The following is an 18,440-nucleotide window of genomic DNA, read 5'->3' on the forward strand; positions in this document are numbered from 1 at the left end:
CCTGACGAAGTCCTTTCCGAGCTGGCATGAATCCCTCCCGAATTTTCATCCTCCGGCCCGTGGCGACCACCCTGTTGATGGTCGCCATCCTGCTGTCGGGCCTGGTGGCGTACCGGATGCTGCCGCTCTCCGCGCTGCCCGAGGTCGACTACCCGACCATTCAGGTAACAACGCTGTACCCAGGCGCGAGCCCGGACGTGATGACGTCGGCCATCACGGCACCGCTGGAGCGGCAGTTCGGCCAGATGCCGGGCCTGAAGCAGATGACGTCGTCCAGTTCGGGCGGTGCCTCGGTCATCACGCTGCAGTTTGATCTGTCGCTCTCGCTCGACATTGGCGAGCAGGAAGTGCAAGCGGCCATCAACGCCGCCGGCAACCTTCTGCCGACCGACCTGCCGATGCCGCCGATTTACAGCAAGGTCAACCCGGCGGATGCGCCGATCATGACGCTGGCGATCACCTCCAAGACGATGCCGCTGCCCAAGCTGGAAGACCTGGTCGACACGCGCATCGCACAAAAGCTTTCGCAGCTGCCGGGCATTGGCCTGGTGAGCATCAGCGGCGGCCAGCGGCCGGCGGTGCGTATCCAGGCCAACACGTCGGCACTGGCGGCGCTGGGGCTGTCGATCGATGACATCCGCACTTCCATCGGCACGGCCAACGTGAACGGCGCCAAGGGCAGCTTCGACGGGCCGATGCGAGCGTCCACCATCGACGCCAACGATCAACTCAAATCGGCGGCGGAATACAGCAAGATGATCGTTGCCTACAAGAACGGCGCGCCCATCCGACTATCCGACGTGGCACAGATCGTTGACGGTGCCGAAAACAGCAAGCTGGCCGCCTGGGCCAACGCCACGCCCGCCATCATCCTGAACGTGCAGCGCCAGCCGGGCGCCAATGTGATCGAGGTGGTGGATCGTGCCAAGGCACTGCTGCCACAGCTCAAGGACACACTGCCGGGCAATGTCGACGTGGCGGTTCTGACCGACCGCACCACGACCATCCGCGCCTCCGTCACTGACGTGCAGCATGAGTTGATGCTGGCTGTGGCGCTGGTGGTGATGGTGATCTTCCTGTTCCTGCGCAACGTGCCGGCTACGTTCATTCCGGCTGCGGCAGTGCCGCTGTCGCTGGTGGGCACCTTTGGCGTGATGTACATGGCCGGGTTCTCGATCAACAACCTGACGCTGATGGCGCTGACCATTGCCACCGGTTTCGTGGTGGATGACGCGATCGTCGTGATCGAGAACATTGCCCGCTACATCGAAGACGGCGATCCGCCCATGGAGGCGGCGCTCAAGGGCTCCAAGCAAATCGGCTTCACCATCATCTCGCTCACGTTCTCGCTCATTGCAGTGCTGATTCCGCTGCTGTTCATGGGCGACGTGGTGGGCCGGTTGTTCCGCGAGTTCGCCATCACGCTGGCGGTGTCGATCTTGATCTCGGCGGTGGTGTCGCTCACGCTCACGCCGATGATGTGTGCACGCCTGCTCAAGCACATTCCCGAGGCAGAGCAGACCCGCTTCTATCACGCTGCTGGTGCGTTCTTCGACAACGTCATCGCGCATTACGGCCGCATGCTGCAGTGGGTGCTCGACCGCCAGAAGAGCACGCTGCTGGTGGCCATCGGCACGCTGGTGCTGACGGGCGTGCTGTATGTGGTGGTGCCCAAAGGCTTCTTCCCGGTGCAGGACACGGGCGTGATCCAGGGCATCTCGGATGCATCGCAGTCGATCTCGTTCTCGGCCATGGCCGAGCGCCAGCAGAAGCTGGCCGAGGTGGTGCTGAAAGACCCGGCGGTGGAGAGCCTGTCGTCGTTCATCGGCGTGGATGGCACGAACACCACGCTCAACAGCGGCCGCATGCTGATCAACCTCAAGCCCAAGGACCAGCGCGACGCCGATGCAAGCGAGATCATCCAGCGCCTGCAGCCGGAGTTGGCCAAGGTGGCGGGCATCTCGCTATACATGCAGCCGGTGCAGGATTTGACGATTGAAGACCGCGTCAGCCGCACGCAATACCAGTTCACGGTGGAAGACCCGGACCCGGCCAACCTGTCGAAGTGGGTGCCCAAGCTGGTCGAGCGCCTGAAGCAAACACACGAGTTGCGCGACGTCGCCAGCGATCTGCAGGACAACGGCCTGCGCGCCTACGTACAGGTGGACCGCGACAAGGCAGCGGTGTATGGCATCACGATGGCGGCAGTCGACAGTGCGCTGTACAGCGCCTACGGCCAGCGGCTGGTGTCGACCATCTTCACGCAGTCGAACCAGTACCGTGTGGTGCTGGAGAACGATCCGGGCATGCATGCCGGCCCGCAATCGCTGTACGACTTGCACGTGCCTTCCAGCGGCGCGGGCGGATCAGGCGTGCAGCAGATTCCGCTGGGCGCCTTTGCCACGGTGGTCGAGCAACCGGGCTCGCTGGTGGTGAATCACCAAGGCCAGTTCCCGTCAGCCACGATCTCGTTCAACGTGGCGCCGGGTGCGTCGCTAGGTGCGGCAGTTGAGACCATCAAGGCCGTCGAGCAGGAAATCGGTCTGCCGCTCAGCATGGCGACCAGCTTCCAGGGCGCGGCGTTGGCATTCCAGGCCGCTCTGTCCAACCAGCTGTGGCTGATCCTGGCTGCCATCATCACGATGTACATCGTGCTGGGCGTGCTGTACGAAAGCACCATCCACCCGGTGACAATCCTGTCGACGCTGCCCTCGGCCGGTGTGGGCGCGCTGCTGTCGTTGCTCGTTGCCGGCAAGGACATGGGCATCATCGGGATCATCGGGATCATCCTGCTGATCGGTATCGTCAAGAAGAACGCGATCATGATGATCGACTTCGCGCTGGAGGCCGAGCGCGAGCAAGGCATGAAACCGCGCGACGCCATCTATCAGGCGTGCCTGCTGCGCTTCCGCCCGATTCTGATGACGACCATGGCAGCGCTGCTGGGCGCGCTGCCGCTGATGCTGGGCACCGGCGTGGGCTCGGAGCTGCGCCGGCCGCTGGGGATCACGATGGTGGGCGGCCTGCTGGTCAGCCAGGTGCTGACGCTGTTCACCACGCCGGTCATCTACCTGGCGTTCGACAGCCTGGGCCTGCGTTTGCGCAACTGGCGTGAACGCCGTGCTGCCTCCCGTGGCCGCGGCACGCCGGGCACCGATCAACACGGCAGCCAGTCATGAACCTGTCCGCCACCTTCATCGCGCGGCCGGTTGCCACGGCGCTGTTGACCATTGGCGTGGCGCTGGCGGGCATGGCGGCGTTCCGTTTGTTGCCGGTGTCGCCGCTGCCGCAAGTGGACTTCCCGACCATCTCGGTCAGCGCATCGCTGCCTGGTGCCAGCCCCGAGACGATGGCCGCCACCGTGGCCACGCCGCTGGAGCGCTCGCTCGGCCGCATTGCGGGCATTACGGAGATGACGTCGTCCAGTTCGCTGGGCTCGTCGCGCATTACGCTGCAGTTTGATCTGTCGCGCGACATCGACGGCGCGGCACGCGATGTGCAGGCAGCCATCAACGCGTCGCGCAGCCTGCTGCCCTCAGGCCTGCCGAGCAACCCAACGTATCGCAAGGTCAACCCGGCCGATGCGCCGATCATGATCCTGGGGCTCACGTCAGACACCATGTCGCGCGGCGAGCTGTATGACGCGGCGTCGAGCATCCTGGCGCAGAAGCTGTCGCAAGTCTCGGGCGTGGGCCAGGTGACCATCGGCGGTGCATCGCTGCCGGCGGTGCGCGTGGAGCTGAACCCGACGGCGCTCAACAAGTACGGCATCTCGATGGAGACCGTGCGCACCATCATCACCTCCACCAATGCCAACCGGCCCAAGGGCATGGTGGAATCCGGCGACCGCGTGTGGACGATCTTCGCGAACGATCAGGCCAAGAAGGCGGCGGAATACAAGCCGCTGATCATTGCCTACAAAAACGGTGCGCCGGTGCGCCTGTCCGACGTGGCAGAGGTGACCGATGGCGTGCAGGACATCCGCAACTACGGCTCGGCCAACGGCAAGCCCTCGGTGCTGCTCATCATCAGCCGGCAGCCTGGCGCCAACATCATCGACACGGTCGACGCCATCAACGAAACGTTGCCGTACCTGCGCAACACCATTCCCGCCCAGATCAACCTGGACGTGATGATGGACCGCACACCCACCATCCGCGCCTCGCTCAAGGACGTGGAACGCACGCTCGTGCTCTCTATTGCGCTGGTGATCATGGTGGTGTTCCTGTTCTTGCGTAACGTGCGGGCCACGCTCATCCCCAGCGTGGCGGTGCCGGTGTCGCTCATCGGCACCTTTGGAGTGATGTACCTGTGCGGCTACAGCCTGGACAACCTCTCGCTCATGGCGCTGACGGTGGCGACCGGCTTCGTGGTCGACGATGCCATCGTGGTGCTGGAAAACGTCTCACGCCATATCGAGAACGGCATGCGGCCGATGCAGGCGGCGCTCAAGGGCGCGCGCGAGGTCGGCTTCACAGTCGTATCGATGAGCTTCTCGCTGATTGCCGTGTTCATTCCGCTGCTGCTGATGGGCGGCATCGTCGGCCGGCTGTTCCGTGAATTTGCGGTCACGCTGTCGGTGGCGATTCTGGTGTCGCTGGTGGTGTCGCTCACCACCACGCCGATGATGTGCGCGCGCTTGCTCAAGCCCGCCAACGAGGAGGAGTACGGCTGGTTCCACCGCAAGACCGAAGGCTTCTTCACCTTCCTGCTCGACATGTACCGCAGCTCGCTGGCATGGGCGCTGCGCCATAGCTGGCTCACGCTGCTGATCCTGTTTGCGACGGTGTGCCTGAACGTCTATCTGTACATCATCGTGCCCAAGGGCTTCTTCCCGCAGCAGGATACGGGCCGTGTGATGGGCTTCATCCAGGCCGACCAGGCGATCTCGTTCCAGGCCATGCGGACCAAGCTGACGGACTTCATCACCATCGTGCGGCAAGACCCGGCGGTGGAGAACGTGGTGGGCTTCACAGGCGGCAGCCAGCGCAACACCGGGCAGATGTTCCTCCAGCTCAAGCCGCTGGCAGAGCGCAAGCTCTCTGCCGATCAGGTCATCAACCGGTTGCGCGGCAAACTTGCACAGGAGCCGGGGGCCACGCTGTTTCTGCAATCGGTGCAGGACATCCGCGTGGGCGGCCGCGCCAGCAATGCGCAGTACCAGTACACGCTGCAGGCGGATGACCTGGAAGAGCTGCGCACGTGGGACCCGAAGATCAAGCAAGCGCTGATGTCGGTCAAGTCGCTGACGGACGTCAACACCGATACGCAGGACAAGGGCCTGCAGACCACGCTCGTGATCGACCGCGACAAGGCCAAGTCGCTCGGCATCAATCCGGCTGATATTGACAACGCGTTGAACAATGCATTCGGCCAGCGTCAGGTATCGACCATCTACAACCCGCTCAACCAGTACCGGGTGGTGATGGAGGCCGCGCCGCAGTACTGGCAGAACCCCGAAGGCCTGCGCGACATCTACGTCATCACATCGGCCGGTGCTCAGGTACCGCTGTCCACCTTCGCGCACTACGAACCGACCAACACCGCGCTGGCGGTCAACCACCAGGGGCAGTTCGCGGCCAGTACGATCTCGTTCAACCTGGCGCCGGGGGCGTCGCTGTCGGGCGCGACCAAGGACATCCAGGACACCATGAACCGCATCGGTGTACCGACCTCCGTGCACGGCAGCTTCCAGGGCACCGCCAAGGCGTTCCAGGATTCGCTCTCCAGCCAGCCGGTGCTGATCCTGTTCGCGCTCATCACCATCTACATCGTGCTGGGCGTGCTGTATGAGAGCTATGTGCACCCGATCACGATTCTCTCGACACTGCCGTCGGCCGGTGTGGGCGCGCTTCTGGCGCTGATCATTACCGATACGGACTTCTCGATCATCGCGCTGATTGGCGTGATCCTGCTGATCGGCATCGTCAAGAAGAACGCGATCATGATGATCGACTTCGCACTGGAGGCGGAGCGCAGCCAGGGCATGAGCCCGGCGGATGCGATCTTCCACGCCTGCGTGCTGCGCTTCCGGCCGATCTTGATGACGACGATGGCCGCACTGCTCGGCGCCCTGCCCCTCGCGCTCGGCCACGGCGACGGCGCGGAACTGCGCACGCCGCTGGGCATCTCCATCGTCGGCGGGCTGCTGGTCAGCCAGATCCTGACGCTCTACACCACGCCGGTGGTCTATCTGGCGCTGGACCGCCTGCGGCTGCGCCGCGCTGGCCGCAGCAAAGACACACCGTTGCCCGCATTGGATTCGCAAGGAAGCTCAACATGACAAGAGGCACCCAAGCCCGCCGCACACCCCGCCTGCTGCCGCGCATGCTCGCGCTGGCTGCCTGTGCATTGGTGACCGCCTGTGCGGTTGGCCCCGACTATAAGCGCCCCGACACCGAGGTGCCGCAGCAGTACAAGGAAGCCGGCGACTGGAAAGTCGCCACGCCCAATGACGCCATTGCCCGCGGCAAGTGGTGGGAAATCTTCAACGACCCGCAGTTGAACGCGCTGGAAGAGCAGGTGGCAGCAGCCAACCAGAACATCGCGGTAGCGGAAGCGCAATACCGCCAGGCACAGGCGCTGGTGCAATCGGCGCAGGCAGCGTTCTTCCCGACGCTGGGCGCCAGCGCATCGGCCACACGCAGCCGCTCGGTGCGCACCACGGTCAACTCCGATGGCAGCCTGTCGGTCGGCAACCCGAGCCTGCAGAACTCGCAAAGCCTGTCGCTCAACGCAAGCTGGGAGCTGGATCTGTGGGGCAGCATCCGCCGCAACGTGGAAGCCAACAAGGCGAGCGCGCAAGCGAGTGCCGGGGACTTGTCCTCCGCCCTGCTCTCAGCACAGGCCACGCTGGCGCAGGACTATTTTCAGTTGCTGGTTACGGATACGCAGAAGGCCGTTCTGCAGCGTACCGTGGCCGACTATGAGCGCTTCCTGAAACTCACGGAGAACCAGTACGCCGTGGGCATGGCACAGCGCTCCGATGTGCTGACCGCGCAAACGCAGCTCAAGCAGGCGCAAGCGCTGCTGCTGGACACCGAAGTCACGCGCGCCCAGCTCGAACACGCCATTGCCGTGCTGATCGGCAAGCCACCGGCGGAGTTCTCGCTGGCGCCGTCAAAGGCAACCAACGTGTATGAACTGCCGGCGTTGCCGACTGTTCCGCTGGAGATTCCGTCCGCCGTGCTGGAGCGCCGCCCCGACGTGGCCGCCGCCGAGCGCCGCATGGCTGCCGCCAACGCCCAGATCGGCGTCGCCAAGGCGGCCTTCTTCCCGACGCTCACACTCGGCGCTTCGGCCGGGCTGTCGGCCAACACGCTCTCGCGCCTGGCAACACTGCCCAGCCGCATCTGGTCGATCGGCCCGACACTGGCCGCGACGCTGTTCGATGGGGGCGCACGCTCGGCCGCCTTGGACAAGGCGGGTGCGGCCTACGACGGCTCGGTGGCCTCGTACCGCCAAACCGTGCTGGGTGCGTTCCAGGACGTTGAAGACAACCTGGCGGCCCTGCGCTGGCAGACCAAGGAATTTGACGTGCAAGCCGATGCAGTCAAGGCCGCCCAGGAAGCCGCACAGCTCAACCTCAACCGCTACCGCGCGGGTACCGTCAGTTTCCTGGAGGTCATCACCGCGCAAGGAACCGCCTACAACGCCGAGCGCACGCTGCTCACCCTGCAGGGCAAGCAGTATTCGGCGGCAGTGCTGCTGGTCAAGGCGCTCGGCGGCGGCTGGCACGGCGAGGTGCCGGTGGTTGGCCAGGCTGCACGACAACCCGCTTCTGTGCCTGCTGCGCAGTAAATCCCTGCCTCCTCTCTGTTGCCGGCGGCTGACGTTTCGCCGCCGGCAATGTCCCCTTGCGCGTCAGGTTGCGCACGCAGCGCGGGTATTCCCCCTATAATCGTCAGACTTTTTTAAGCCTAGTCTGATTGCGTTGGGCGCGTAAATTGCGTTAGCCCAATCGCTGTCACGGTCGTCTGTTTGTCTGCCGCCATGTCCGCTGCGCGCGTGGCCGGCCGCTGCTGTTGCCGTAAATCGCGCGCTGCACAACCGCTTCTGCCGCTCTCTCTGATGATCCGATCGACACTTCCCCGTTCCGCCAAGCTGATGGCTGCCGCACTCGGCGCCGCCTCGCTGTTCGCTGCCTTGCCCGCCCAGGCCGATCCGTCCGTGCGCGTCATCTACGGCAAGGACAACCGCCATGGCATCGAGAAGTACGGCGTTGATCTGGATTTCGATTCGGGTTTCCACTGGGGTAACCCGGAAGGCTGGTTCGTAAACCTGGACTGGGAAGTTGCACTCGGCCAATGGCGCTCGACCAAGGGCACCAACCGTCAGAACCTGACCGAATTCGGCGTGACGCCGCTGTTCCGCATTGAAAAGCGCGGCAGCTCGTGGGTGCCGTTCATCGAAGCCGGTATCGGCCCGCGCCTGCTGTCCCACACCCGCACGTCGGATGAGCACAACTTCAGCACGGCCTTCCAGTTCTCCGACATGATCGGCGTGGGCGTGGCCTTCGGCAGCAAGCAACAGTTCCAGGTCGGCTACCGCTTCGAGCACCTCTCGAACGCGTCGATCAAGCGCCCGAACCCGGGTACGGACTTGAACGAGCTATACCTTCGCTACACGTTCTAAGTCGCTTGAGCGGGCCTATGCCCGCATTGGCACTTGGCAAAACGGCCTGTCCCAGCGACAGGCCGTTTCGTTTTGTACGCCGGATCTGATGGATGCCAGATCAGCGCGCATCTGCCTCGCCGTCAAGATCATGATCGCGATCGCGCGATCGCATGCCCATCAGGCGCTCATAGTTGAGCGAGGCATGAAAGCCGAAGCCATTGCCGCCGGCACGCTTGACTTCGTACATGGCGGCATCGGCATTGCGGATCAACGTCTGGGCATCGCGGCCATCGCCCGGGTACAGCGCAACACCCGCGCTCACCCCCATCGACAGCACGTGGCCCTCCACGCGGAACGGCGCCTGCAGCTGATCGATCAGCCGCTCGATGGTCTGCTCGACATCATCGCGCGTGGCGCAGTGCGTAAGGATGGCGACAAACTCATCGCCCCCCAATCGCGCCACCGTGTCGGACGCACGCAGGCCACTGCGCAAGCGCATGGCCGTGGCCTTGAGGACGAGGTCGCCCACGCCGTGGCCATATTCGTCGTTGACGGGCTTGAAGCGGTCGAGGTCGATAAAGACCACGGCAACCTGGCCGCGTGCACGGCGTGCGGTTTGAATGGCGACGAACAGCCGATCACGCAGCAGGCGCGCGTTGGGCAAGTCGGTCAGCGGGTCGTGCAGCGCAAGGTGATGCGCCTGGTCAAGCATGGCGCGGCGCTTGGTCACATCGAGCAGCGTGCCGCTCACGCGCGTGGCCAGGCCGCGTGCATCACGCTCGGTCACGCGGCCGCGCGCGGCAATCCAGATCCATTGCCCGTGGCTGCCACGCATGCGTTGCTCAACTTCGAAGCTCTCGACGTCGCCGCGCAGATGGCGATAGATGCGGCGCGCACTCAGCGACGCATCCTGCGGATGCACCATGGAAAACCACGCATCAGGATCGTTGGGCAGATCCTCGGGCTCGTAGCCAAGCATGTCGGCCGTGCGCCGGTTGAACGACACGTGCCGCGCCCGCGTCGACCAATCGAAGGTCCCCAGGCCAGCACCATCGAGCACGTAGGCCAGACGTTGCTCAGAGGCGCGCAATGATTCCAACGCCAGGCGTCGTGCGGTCACGTCCTGCACCTGCACGATGAGGTGTTTGCTTGTGCTGGCACCGCTATTCTCATGCGCCAGCGCGAGATCTGCCTGCACCCACACGGTACTGCCATCCTGGCGCACGAAGCGGGTTTCCATCGACAGTGCTTCGCTCTGGCCGGAGAGCAGCGCGTCAACGCTATCGCGCGCGCGTTCGGTGTGATCGGGGTGGCAGAGGTCGAACAGATCGCGCGTGCGCAACGTCTGCGCTTCATGGCCTGTCAGCGCGCATAGCGCACGGTTCACGTCGAGGAAGCGACCCTCCGGCGCGCACAGGCCGATCCCTATCGGCGAATGTTCGATCGCAGCCTTGTACAAGTGGTGATCCTCAAGCATGGCGATGCAGTTTCGCGAATGCGGCAGTCCGGGGGTGGCTGATGTGATGACGGCCACTCCGCCCCAGGTGCTCAACAACGCATGATTTGCGTTGGGCGGGTGCGGTGGCGGTCGGCGTGATCCCCGTAACCGGTCTCGTGGTCTGCAACTCCGGCGGTGGCTGGCAGACCGGTCCGCGCGCGTTGCGTGCGCACGAATCGAGGCGGACTATAGAAGCCGCTGGTTAACGGGGCAATCCCTTCCCGCGAGGGGACACAGACCGCGTGCGCATGCTGGCCCCCTCGTACTCGAAGTCGACGCGAAGGAAACGCGCCCCGCGTCATTCCCGTCAGCGTTTGTCGCTGTCGATTGTCGACAGCCGCCCGGCGACGCCGGACATCCGACAACTCTACACCTGCGCCCTGCATAGAACAGCTAACCATTTGGCTAGGTCGAAAGGATGCAGCGCGCGCCGCATACGTTTGCCTGATACGCGCGCGGGATTCTCCACATTGTGGATGTTTCCACTTGCAGACAAGCGTTAGGCATCATCCAGAAGAACGAAGTCACGCCCAAAGGGGGGCGCGCTCCATTACTATTCTTGGATATCGCTTCCGGGGGGCGAGCGAACACGGCGAGCCGACGCACGCCCATCGGGCACGCGCGGCAAGTGGGAGGTTGTATGGAATTGAGTTTTGTCGCCCCCGGCACGCAAACGCACCGCTACGCCTTGAAGCTGGCGGGCCTGCCCGAAGATCCCGAAGGCACCGAGCCGATCGATCCGGTCTGGATCGACGACGCGCTGACCGCTGCCATGCGCGTATTTGACGCACACCGCGTGCACTTTGCCGACGCGTACTTCGCCTATCGTGCCCGCGATGCTGCGCAGCATTCTTCACGTGCTGCAGATGCCGCTCAACCCACGCGCATTGCCGGCGATCTGCACGACGACACACCGCTGCTTGCGGATACGTTTGCCATTGCGCAGCTTGCGGCACTTGTCTCGCTGGAAGCCGCTGGCGTGGCTGACATCATCGATGTGCACCTCATAGTCGAGCGCCTGCGCGACCAAGGCCCGACGCCCCCCACCGACAGCATCGGCGAAGTCACATTCACCACCGAAAGCACCCCGGGCCTGCGCAGCGCCGCCAGCCGGCATTGACCAGCAACGCATACTGACCGGCTCAGCGCGATGCATCGGGCGGCCCGCCCACGGCCGCCGCATCGCGGAAAGTCCAGTGCCGGTGCACCAGAAAGTTGAAGATGGCGGTGATGGCCGAGGCGAACATCTGCGCGATGAGATAGTACAGGCCAAGCGCCAAGCCGATGGCCATGATCGTGGCATTGCACCCCAGCGCCAGGAACGCCACCACGCCAAACCGCAACATCGCACCGATATGCCCGCGCGTGCTGTTGAACACCGCCTGCCGGCTGATGACGTAGTTGAGCGTGGCACCGATCACGCTACCAGCCACGGACGCTCGCCAGGGCGAAACGCCCATCTGCACCAACCCGAATAGGACGACGTAGTGTGCCAGCGTCGCGCCGCCGCCAATCACGACATAGCGCGCGAACTGCTCCGCCATTGCCCAGAAGCCCCGCCGAGGGATTGTCGTCACGCCGTGCCTGCCGTTGAGTGGAAACTGCACCGGATCATGGCAACGGTGCGTGCAACTCCTGTGCCACTCAGGCCGGAAGCGACGCCAACTGCGCTTTGCGCTTAAAGTTGCGTGACATTTGGCCGTTTAACGTCGTGGGACCCGCGCAGGTGCGGGTGCCCCATTGCCATGCTTGAACTTCAACCTCTCGACATTCCGCTTGCTATCCCCCTGCCGTGGCCGATGCTGGACGCCGACGGGCAACTGCTCGTACCCAAAGGCGACGTCATCCACTCGCCGGAGGAGATCGATCTGCTGTTCACGCTGCATCGCCCCCACCGCCAGGCTGACGGCTCGCCGCAGCCGGCGCCCGCTTTTGCCAACACGCAGTTTCCGAACACGCTGTTCCCCGACATGGTGGGTGAAGACCCCGACGGCGAACGCAACATCGCCATGGAGCTGCTGGGCCTGCGCCCGGGCGGCATGCTTACCGTACGCCTGACCGCAGGCGCGGGCCAGAGCAAGGGCGCTGCACGCGTGATGGGCTACAGCCCGCAGCGTCACCTGCTCATCACCATGCCGACCGACAGCGGCCGCGCGGTCATGCCGGTCAAGGACGAACTGCTGGAGATCCACGCGTTCTCGGGTGAGGGCATCGCCAGTTTCGAATGCACGGTGATGGCGGTGTGCCGCATCCCCTTTGAGTACGTCGTGGTATCGCCGCCGCGGCGGATCAAGAACCGCACGCTGCGCAAATCACTGCGCGTGCGCACCAACGTGGTCGGCAAGATGCTGGTGAGCGGCGAGCCGCCGCGCATGGTCCATATCTCCGACATCAGCACGACCGGCGCGTCGTTCCGCTCGGCGCATCGGCTGGAAGTCAGCGGTGCGCCGGCGCGCATGCGCTTTCGCGTGAAGACGCGCGACTACCACTCGGAACTGGTGGCCGCGACGCTCATCCGCAGCGAAAAGCCGGCCGACCTGCCCAACACTTACCAGTACGGCGTGGAATTCATCGAACTGGTCGCGGCACAGAAGATGCTGCTGCAGTGCTTTATTTACGAGCAATTGCTGTGGGGCGGTCAACGCATGGTGTAAGCCACTGCATGGTTGCCTCAACAGTCAAAACCTAGGCAAGCAGATACAGCCGGATCGATATTAATTTGATTTTTATCTGAATTAATTGAGGCTAAATTTATAAAAGTGGCGTATGTGGTTCCCACGCAAACCCGCCGGGAATCGGCCACCCGCGCCGTGTTTCGGCTTATGATGCCCAAAGGTTTGCTGTAACAACGTTACACAAATGACGGCATGAGCAAACCCGTGCATTTCCGTTTCAAAGGTATTTGCAGGACGATCCCCATTTATGAGTCGCGCAACATCGGTCGCGCCATCGGGTCTGGATCCCATCTCCGAATTGCCGGACCGTGAACGATTCGTCCACCTGCTGGCAGCGATGCCACAGCCCGCTCAGCCGGGCGCCACGGGGTCGATCGGCGCATTGCTGCTGATCGGCCTGGATCATTTTGCCGAGGCGACCACCACGCTGGGGCCGCTGGCAGCCAGCGCGGTCATCGTCGAATGTGCGGCGCGCCTGAAAGCGCTATGCACGCCTGATGCCGATGGCTACACGCCGATCGTAGGGCGCGTGGGCCATGAAACGTTTGCCATTGCCTCGGTTGAGTTTGCCTCTGCGCAAGCGGTGCACGACCTGGCACGGCGTATCTCCGCTGCGCTCACACGGCCGTTCATTGCACAGGGGTACGAATTGGTCTGCTCGTGCAGCATCGGTATGACACTGTTCGAGAGCACGCCCACGGAAGCCGCGCGACTGATCGAGCAAGCCGATCGCGCGCTCTACCACGTGCAGCACGGCGGCGAACAAAGCCCCGCACTGTATGCCCCCGCCGCGATGCCGCCGCGTACCGACGATGCCGCAACGGCAGACGATGCAACCGACCCCGCCGCGGAACACCCGCGTCTTGCTGCACAGTTGCGCCACGCGCTGGCGCGCCGCCAGTTCAGCCTGAACCTGCAGCCGCAACTGAGCCTGGCCGATGGCAAGATCGTCGGCTACGAATTTCTCCTGCGCTGGATATCGCCTGAGCTGGGCGGCGTGGCGCCGGCCGATTTCCTGCCGATTCTGGAGCAGACCGGCGATATCCGAGAGGTAGGCCGCTGGGTGCTCGACAACGCTGCGCAGATGCTCGCCGGCCTGCAGCGTGAAGAGTCCGAACGGGCCGGCCGCGGTGGCCAACGGCACCAGCCCAGCGTGCATGCGGCGGTCAACCTCTCGGTAGCGCAATTGCTGGACCCGCAATTGAGCAACATCGTGCGGGACATTGCGGCGCGCCATGCGGTGCCGACCACGCGGCTGGTGTTCGAGGTGTCGGAGCACACGCTGCTGCGCGTGAATGGCGCCGCCCGCCAGGCCATTGACGCGCTGCATGCGTGCGGTGCGCGTGTGGCCGTGGAAGATTTTGGCGCGACGTCGCATAGCTTGGATTGCCTGGAGGCCTTCCGCCCCGATCAGGTCAAGCTCGACCAGGGCGTCGTCAACGCGGTGGCCGATGCACGCCATCAAGGCACATTGCAGAAGCTGGTGGCCGCAGCGCATGCCGCCGGCGTGCCCGTTACGGCCACACGCGTGGAAACGGCCGCGCAACTCCAGGCACTGCGCGCCTGCCGTTGTGACGTAATCCAGGGCTACCTGCTGTCGCAACCCTTCCCGGCACGCTGGATCGACGATACGCAAGACGTGATTGCAGAGCGCGCACGCGACCTGATGCCCTGAAGCACCACCACAAAAACAAACGCCCTTCTGCTCAAACAGAAGGGCGTTGTTGTTGAGGGCTGAAACGCGCTGCTTACACGTGCTGCACACGGAAGACCGAAACCGCGCTGCGCAGGGCCTCCGCCTGTTCCTCCAGCGATTCCGCAGCGGCTGCCGCCTGCTCCACAAGTGCCGCATTCTGCTGGGTCACCTGGTCCATCTGCGTGACGGCCTGATTGACCTGCTCGATGCCGCTGCTCTGCTCTTCCGATGCGGAGGAAATCTCGCCCATGATGTCGGTCACACGCTTGACGGCCACCACCACTTCCTCAATCACCGTACCGGCCTCGGCCACCAGCGTCGAGCCGTTCTGCACGCGGCCAACCGAATCGCCAATCAGCTCCTTGATCTCCTTGGCGGCCGTCGCGCTGCGCTGCGCCAGGCTGCGCACCTCACCGGCCACGACAGCAAAGCCGCGACCCTGCTCACCCGCACGGGCGGCTTCCACTGCCGCGTTGAGCGCGAGGATGTTGGTCTGGAAGGCGATGCCCTCAATCACGCCGATAATGTCGGCAATCTTCTTGCTGCTGTCGTTGATGCCCGTCATCGTCTCGATGACGCGGCCCACGACTTCCCCACCCTTGACGGCGATGTCCGATGCGTTGACTGCCAGCGTGCTGGCCTGACGCGCATTGTCGGCGTTCTGCTTCACGATGCTGGTCAGCTCTTCCATGCTGGAAGCAGTCTCCTCAAGCGAGCTGGCCTGCTGCTCCGTGCGCTGTGAGAGATCCGCATTGCCGGCGGCGATCTGCTTGGTGGCACTGGCGATCGAGTCCGAACCCGTGCGCACCTGACCAATGATCTGCTGCAGGCTCGTCTGCATCGAGGCAACGGCGTGCATAAGACGCGCGGTTTCATCGCGGCGGCCAGCCGTGGTTTGCCCTTCCATGCGCGTGGCCAGGTCACCCGAGGCCATGCGCTCGAACACCTGAATAGCGCGCTCCAGCGGGTGCACCACGGTACGGCCCAGCACGCCACGCGCCACCACCGACAGCACCAGGGCCGCCAGCAGCAGGCCGCCCGAAATCCAGATGCTCATGGTGTAACGCGACTGCGAGTTGTCAAAGCGCGTCTTGCCATATTTGAAGCGCGCCCCAACCAATGGCCCCAGCGCCGTGTCGTAGTCGACAAACAGCTTCGGCACCTGGGTCGTGTTCAGGTCGCGGTAGGTAGTGAGATCGCTGCGCTCCAGCGCGGCAATGGCCGGCTCCAGCGCCGTCTTCACGAACTTGGTGCGTGCAGCGTCGGCCGCTTGCAACTGGGCGCGATCCGCATCGGGAATCGGTAGCTTCATGAACTCGGCCCACGCGTCGTTGGCCGTGTTGACCATCGTGTGCGCATCGGCCAGCAGCTTCTTCAGCTCTTCCGGCGACGACACCGAATCAAAATTGGTCAGGTGAATGCGCGCCCACAGCAGGTTGATGGTGTCCTTGGCCAACAGGTCGAGCCCCTTGGCATCTTCCAGGTACACGGCACGCAGGTCGTCATTCGTCGCCCGGCCAGTCGAGATGCCCGCAAAGCCCACCACCGCGATCATCACGGCAAATACTGCAACCAGCATCGTCAATCGCGTCCGAATGCTCGTGTCCATCCACTTCCACATAGGTATTCCCCCGTCTGGTTGGCCGTCTGGCGCTCTTGTGCTCTTTTTCTTTTCCGGCGTTGACGCGCCGGTTGGTTGGCACCCGTTTCACTCCTGAAATGTCCTAACGGCAGGGGGCGACGGAAGTAGAGGCCCTCCCCACGAATGTCCGGGATACGCCGCAAGTGATATGCAAGACTGTCAAAAAGATGCGCCCGGCGCACCCAACGCGTGTGGGGTGGCACTAAAATGCGGTCTGCGCCACCGGATAGGTGGGCAATCCTGCGAAACCGTGCGAGATCGCGCGGTAGGCCGCACTACTCACAAAGGGGATCAAGATGAAGAAACTGATTGCACTGGTGGCCCTGGGCTGCGCTGTCCTGGCCGGTTGCAACACGATGGCTGGTGTGGGCAAGGACATCCAGTCGGGTGGCCAGAAGCTGGAGAACGCCGCCGACAACACCAAGCAGAAGATGTAATGCAGGATTGGCCGGGACGATTACCCAGCCAGACTTGAAAGATGCTGAAAAAAACGCCACACATCGTGGCGTTTTTTTACGCACCCTGCTTACAGCAGCTCTTCCGGCGTGAATGGCGCCAGCATCTGAATCCACACGCGCCGGCCTAGGCCGACGCCCGGCTCGTGGTCGGTGATGACTTCCTTGTCGTTCTCATACGTGGTCCAACGCAGATGGCCGTCCACTTGGGTCACATGGTAAGTACTGCTCCGGATCGCCGCATCAAACAGCCGCGCCACCGCCTGCGATAGCACGGGGCTGCGGATGATCAGCCCCGTTTCTGTATTGAGCCCGACTGAACGCGGGTCCACGTTCATCGAACCGACAAAGAGCGTGCTGCGGTCAACGATGATCGACTTCACATGCAAGCTCGCCTGCGCCGATCGGAATGTGCCGAACATCTTCGGCCGGTCGCCCAGTGTGGGACGCAGCTCATAGAGATCGACGCCATCGTCCAGCAACGCACTGCGGTATTTGGCATAGCCGACATGCACGATGGGTGCATCGGTCGCGGCCAGCGAGTTGGTCAGCACGCGCAAATGCACGCCGCGCTCCTGCAGGCCCTTGGCCACCGCCATGCCACGCACACCCGGCACGAAATACGGCGAGATCAGGATCACCTCGCGCTGGGCCTGGTCGATCTCGTGCAGCAGGGTTTGAGCGACACGCTCCTCGCCGGGAGTGACATCATCGCCAGACACCTTGGCCGGGCGATCGACCGTCACCCGTGCCGGCGCCCATTCGAGCCGCAGGCGGTTGCGGGCAATCTGGTCCGCCAGGAACCAGTCGCGTGTGGCGGGGCGCAAGGGCAATGCATCGGTCTGCGTCGGCGGCTGACCCGCCAGCGTGGATACAGGCCCCTGTGTGCCGGGTGCGGCGTCCATGTCGATGGGCCGCGTGGGTACCTCAATGTGTTGCGGTGGCGTAGCGGGCCGATCCGGCATTGTCACCGGCGGCGGATAGTTGCCTTCCTTCTGCTCGGGCGGGTGTGCGGTACTCGGTTCGGGCGCCAGCGCCTCTACGGGATAGGCGAATTCGCTGTTCCAGTACGCATCAAACGCGGCCGACAACTGCCGCACCGCTGGCCCGGCTGCCAGCACATCCAGGTCGACGAAATTGGTGGTCTGGTCCTGCGTGAAGTACTCCGCGCCGAGGTTGCGGCCGCCCGTGACGGCCAGCGCGTTGTCGGCGATGAACGCCTTGTTGTGCATGCGCCGATTGACGCGGCGGAACTCGGCCACGCCGCTCAGGTAGCGCGTCAGGTTCGACATGCGGCCGCCCGGAAACGGGTTGAACAGCCGCACATCAACGTTCTTGTGCGACGAGAACTTGAGGAAGGCCAGGTCGCGCCCGTCGCTATGGAGGTCATCGACCAGCATGCGCACGCGCACGCCGCGCTCAGCAGCAGCCCGCACGTGGCGCATCAGCTCACGCACGGCGTTGTCGCTCGCGATGATGAAGTACTGCAGATCCAGCGTGCGCTCTGCACGGTCAGCCAGCGTGAGCAACGTGGCATAGGCCTCCTCCCCGGAGGGGATCAGCCGAAAGCCGGACACATCCGCCGACGGCGCGGCAGCCTGCGCCAGACGCCCCAGCGTGGTGGCCGACTCGGCATTGGGCAGCGCGTTGCTGACAGACCGATCGACATGCTCAGGCAGGCTGGCGCAGCCCGCCAGCAACAGCGCAGCCAACCACGCAAACGAAGCCAGCGTTGCGCGGCGAGTCGTGCTCGATGGAATCTGCGGGTGCCCTTGCATGTTCGATGGTGTTCTTTTGCTACCGTTGGTCGACAGGACGGCATCTGCACATCAGCATGCGGCGTGCCACGCCCGCATGC

Annotated in this window: 12 protein-coding genes and 1 pseudogene; 8 read left to right on the forward strand and 5 right to left on the reverse strand. The window is 64.0% G+C overall.

The features are described from left to right. Positions 1 to 26: 26 nt before the first annotated feature. From ACS13N_RS18540 to ACS13N_RS18555, 4 genes are all read left to right on the forward strand, one after another. Positions 27 to 3,179: an MdtB/MuxB family multidrug efflux RND transporter permease subunit gene (locus ACS13N_RS18540; RefSeq protein WP_438933089.1), complete on the forward strand. Its 3,153-nt coding sequence runs from the start codon at positions 27 to 29 to the stop codon at positions 3,177 to 3,179. Beyond that, positions 3,176 to 6,283 carry a multidrug efflux RND transporter permease subunit gene (locus ACS13N_RS18545; protein ID WP_438933090.1) on the forward strand — a complete coding sequence of 1,036 codons (3,108 nt, stop codon included), beginning with the start codon at positions 3,176 to 3,178 and terminating at the stop codon, positions 6,281 to 6,283. Before ACS13N_RS18540 ends, ACS13N_RS18545 begins: the two co-directional genes overlap by 4 nt. After that, on the forward strand, positions 6,280 to 7,800 hold the full coding sequence (locus ACS13N_RS18550; RefSeq protein WP_438933091.1) for an AdeC/AdeK/OprM family multidrug efflux complex outer membrane factor: 1,521 nt from the start codon (positions 6,280 to 6,282) through the stop codon (positions 7,798 to 7,800). The genes ACS13N_RS18545 and ACS13N_RS18550 overlap by 4 nt, the downstream gene beginning before the upstream one ends. 270 nt (positions 7,801 to 8,070) lie before the next feature. After that, positions 8,071 to 8,634, forward strand: a complete 564-nt coding sequence (locus ACS13N_RS18555) for an acyloxyacyl hydrolase (RefSeq protein WP_438933092.1) — start codon at positions 8,071 to 8,073, stop codon at positions 8,632 to 8,634. 100 nt (positions 8,635 to 8,734) lie between these two features. Here the strand turns inward: ACS13N_RS18555 and ACS13N_RS18560 are convergent, their stop codons facing one another. Further along, a complete protein-coding gene (locus ACS13N_RS18560; RefSeq protein ID WP_438933093.1) occupies positions 8,735 to 10,093 on the reverse strand; it encodes a diguanylate cyclase domain-containing protein in 1,359 nt (452 codons plus the stop codon). Positions 10,094 to 10,754: 661 nt separating this feature from the next. Here ACS13N_RS18560 and ACS13N_RS18565 point away from each other — a divergent pair. Further along, positions 10,755 to 11,234 carry a hypothetical protein gene (locus ACS13N_RS18565; RefSeq protein ID WP_438933094.1) on the forward strand — a complete coding sequence of 160 codons (480 nt, stop codon included), beginning with the start codon at positions 10,755 to 10,757 and terminating at the stop codon, positions 11,232 to 11,234. 22 nt (positions 11,235 to 11,256) lie between these two features. Here ACS13N_RS18565 and ACS13N_RS18570 read toward each other — a convergent pair whose 3' ends face one another. Next, the gene (locus ACS13N_RS18570) at positions 11,257 to 11,691 is read right to left on the reverse strand and encodes a GtrA family protein (RefSeq protein ID WP_438933095.1); all 435 of its coding nucleotides are present in this window, start codon (positions 11,689 to 11,691) and stop codon (positions 11,257 to 11,259) included. A gap of 168 nt (positions 11,692 to 11,859) precedes the next feature. Here ACS13N_RS18570 and ACS13N_RS18575 point away from each other — a divergent pair, with 168 nt between their 5' ends. Together ACS13N_RS18575 and ACS13N_RS18580 are read left to right on the forward strand one after the other, a co-directional pair. Beyond that, positions 11,860 to 12,768 carry a flagellar brake protein gene (locus ACS13N_RS18575; RefSeq protein WP_438933096.1) on the forward strand — a complete coding sequence of 303 codons (909 nt, stop codon included), beginning with the start codon at positions 11,860 to 11,862 and terminating at the stop codon, positions 12,766 to 12,768. Between the two features lie 268 nt (positions 12,769 to 13,036). Further along, positions 13,037 to 14,464 carry an EAL domain-containing protein gene (locus ACS13N_RS18580; RefSeq protein WP_438933097.1) on the forward strand — a complete coding sequence of 476 codons (1,428 nt, stop codon included), beginning with the start codon at positions 13,037 to 13,039 and terminating at the stop codon, positions 14,462 to 14,464. Between the two features lie 73 nt (positions 14,465 to 14,537). Here ACS13N_RS18580 and ACS13N_RS18585 read toward each other — a convergent pair whose 3' ends face one another. Then, complete coding sequence (locus tag ACS13N_RS18585) at positions 14,538 to 16,106, reverse strand: methyl-accepting chemotaxis protein (protein WP_438933098.1); 1,569 nt, start codon at positions 16,104 to 16,106, stop codon at positions 14,538 to 14,540. A gap of 317 nt (positions 16,107 to 16,423) precedes the next feature. Here ACS13N_RS18585 and ACS13N_RS18590 point away from each other — a divergent pair, with 317 nt between their 5' ends. Then, positions 16,424 to 16,564: an entericidin A/B family lipoprotein gene (locus ACS13N_RS18590; RefSeq protein ID WP_048935819.1), complete on the forward strand. Its 141-nt coding sequence runs from the start codon at positions 16,424 to 16,426 to the stop codon at positions 16,562 to 16,564. An 89-nt stretch (positions 16,565 to 16,653) separates the two neighbouring features. Here the strand turns inward: ACS13N_RS18590 and ACS13N_RS18595 are convergent, their stop codons facing one another. Together ACS13N_RS18595 and ACS13N_RS18600 are read right to left on the reverse strand one after the other, a co-directional pair. After that, entirely contained in the window at positions 16,654 to 17,547 is an 894-nt protein-coding gene (locus ACS13N_RS18595; RefSeq protein WP_438934446.1) for a phospholipase D-like domain-containing protein, read from the reverse strand. 159 nt (positions 17,548 to 17,706) lie between these two features. Beyond that, positions 17,707 to 18,360: pseudogene (locus ACS13N_RS18600) on the reverse strand (phospholipase D-like domain-containing protein); the annotation flags it as partial. Positions 18,361 to 18,440 lie beyond the last annotated feature (80 nt).

Source organism: Ralstonia sp. 24A2 (assembly GCF_051783885.1).
Taxonomy (GTDB): domain Bacteria; phylum Pseudomonadota; class Gammaproteobacteria; order Burkholderiales; family Burkholderiaceae; genus Ralstonia.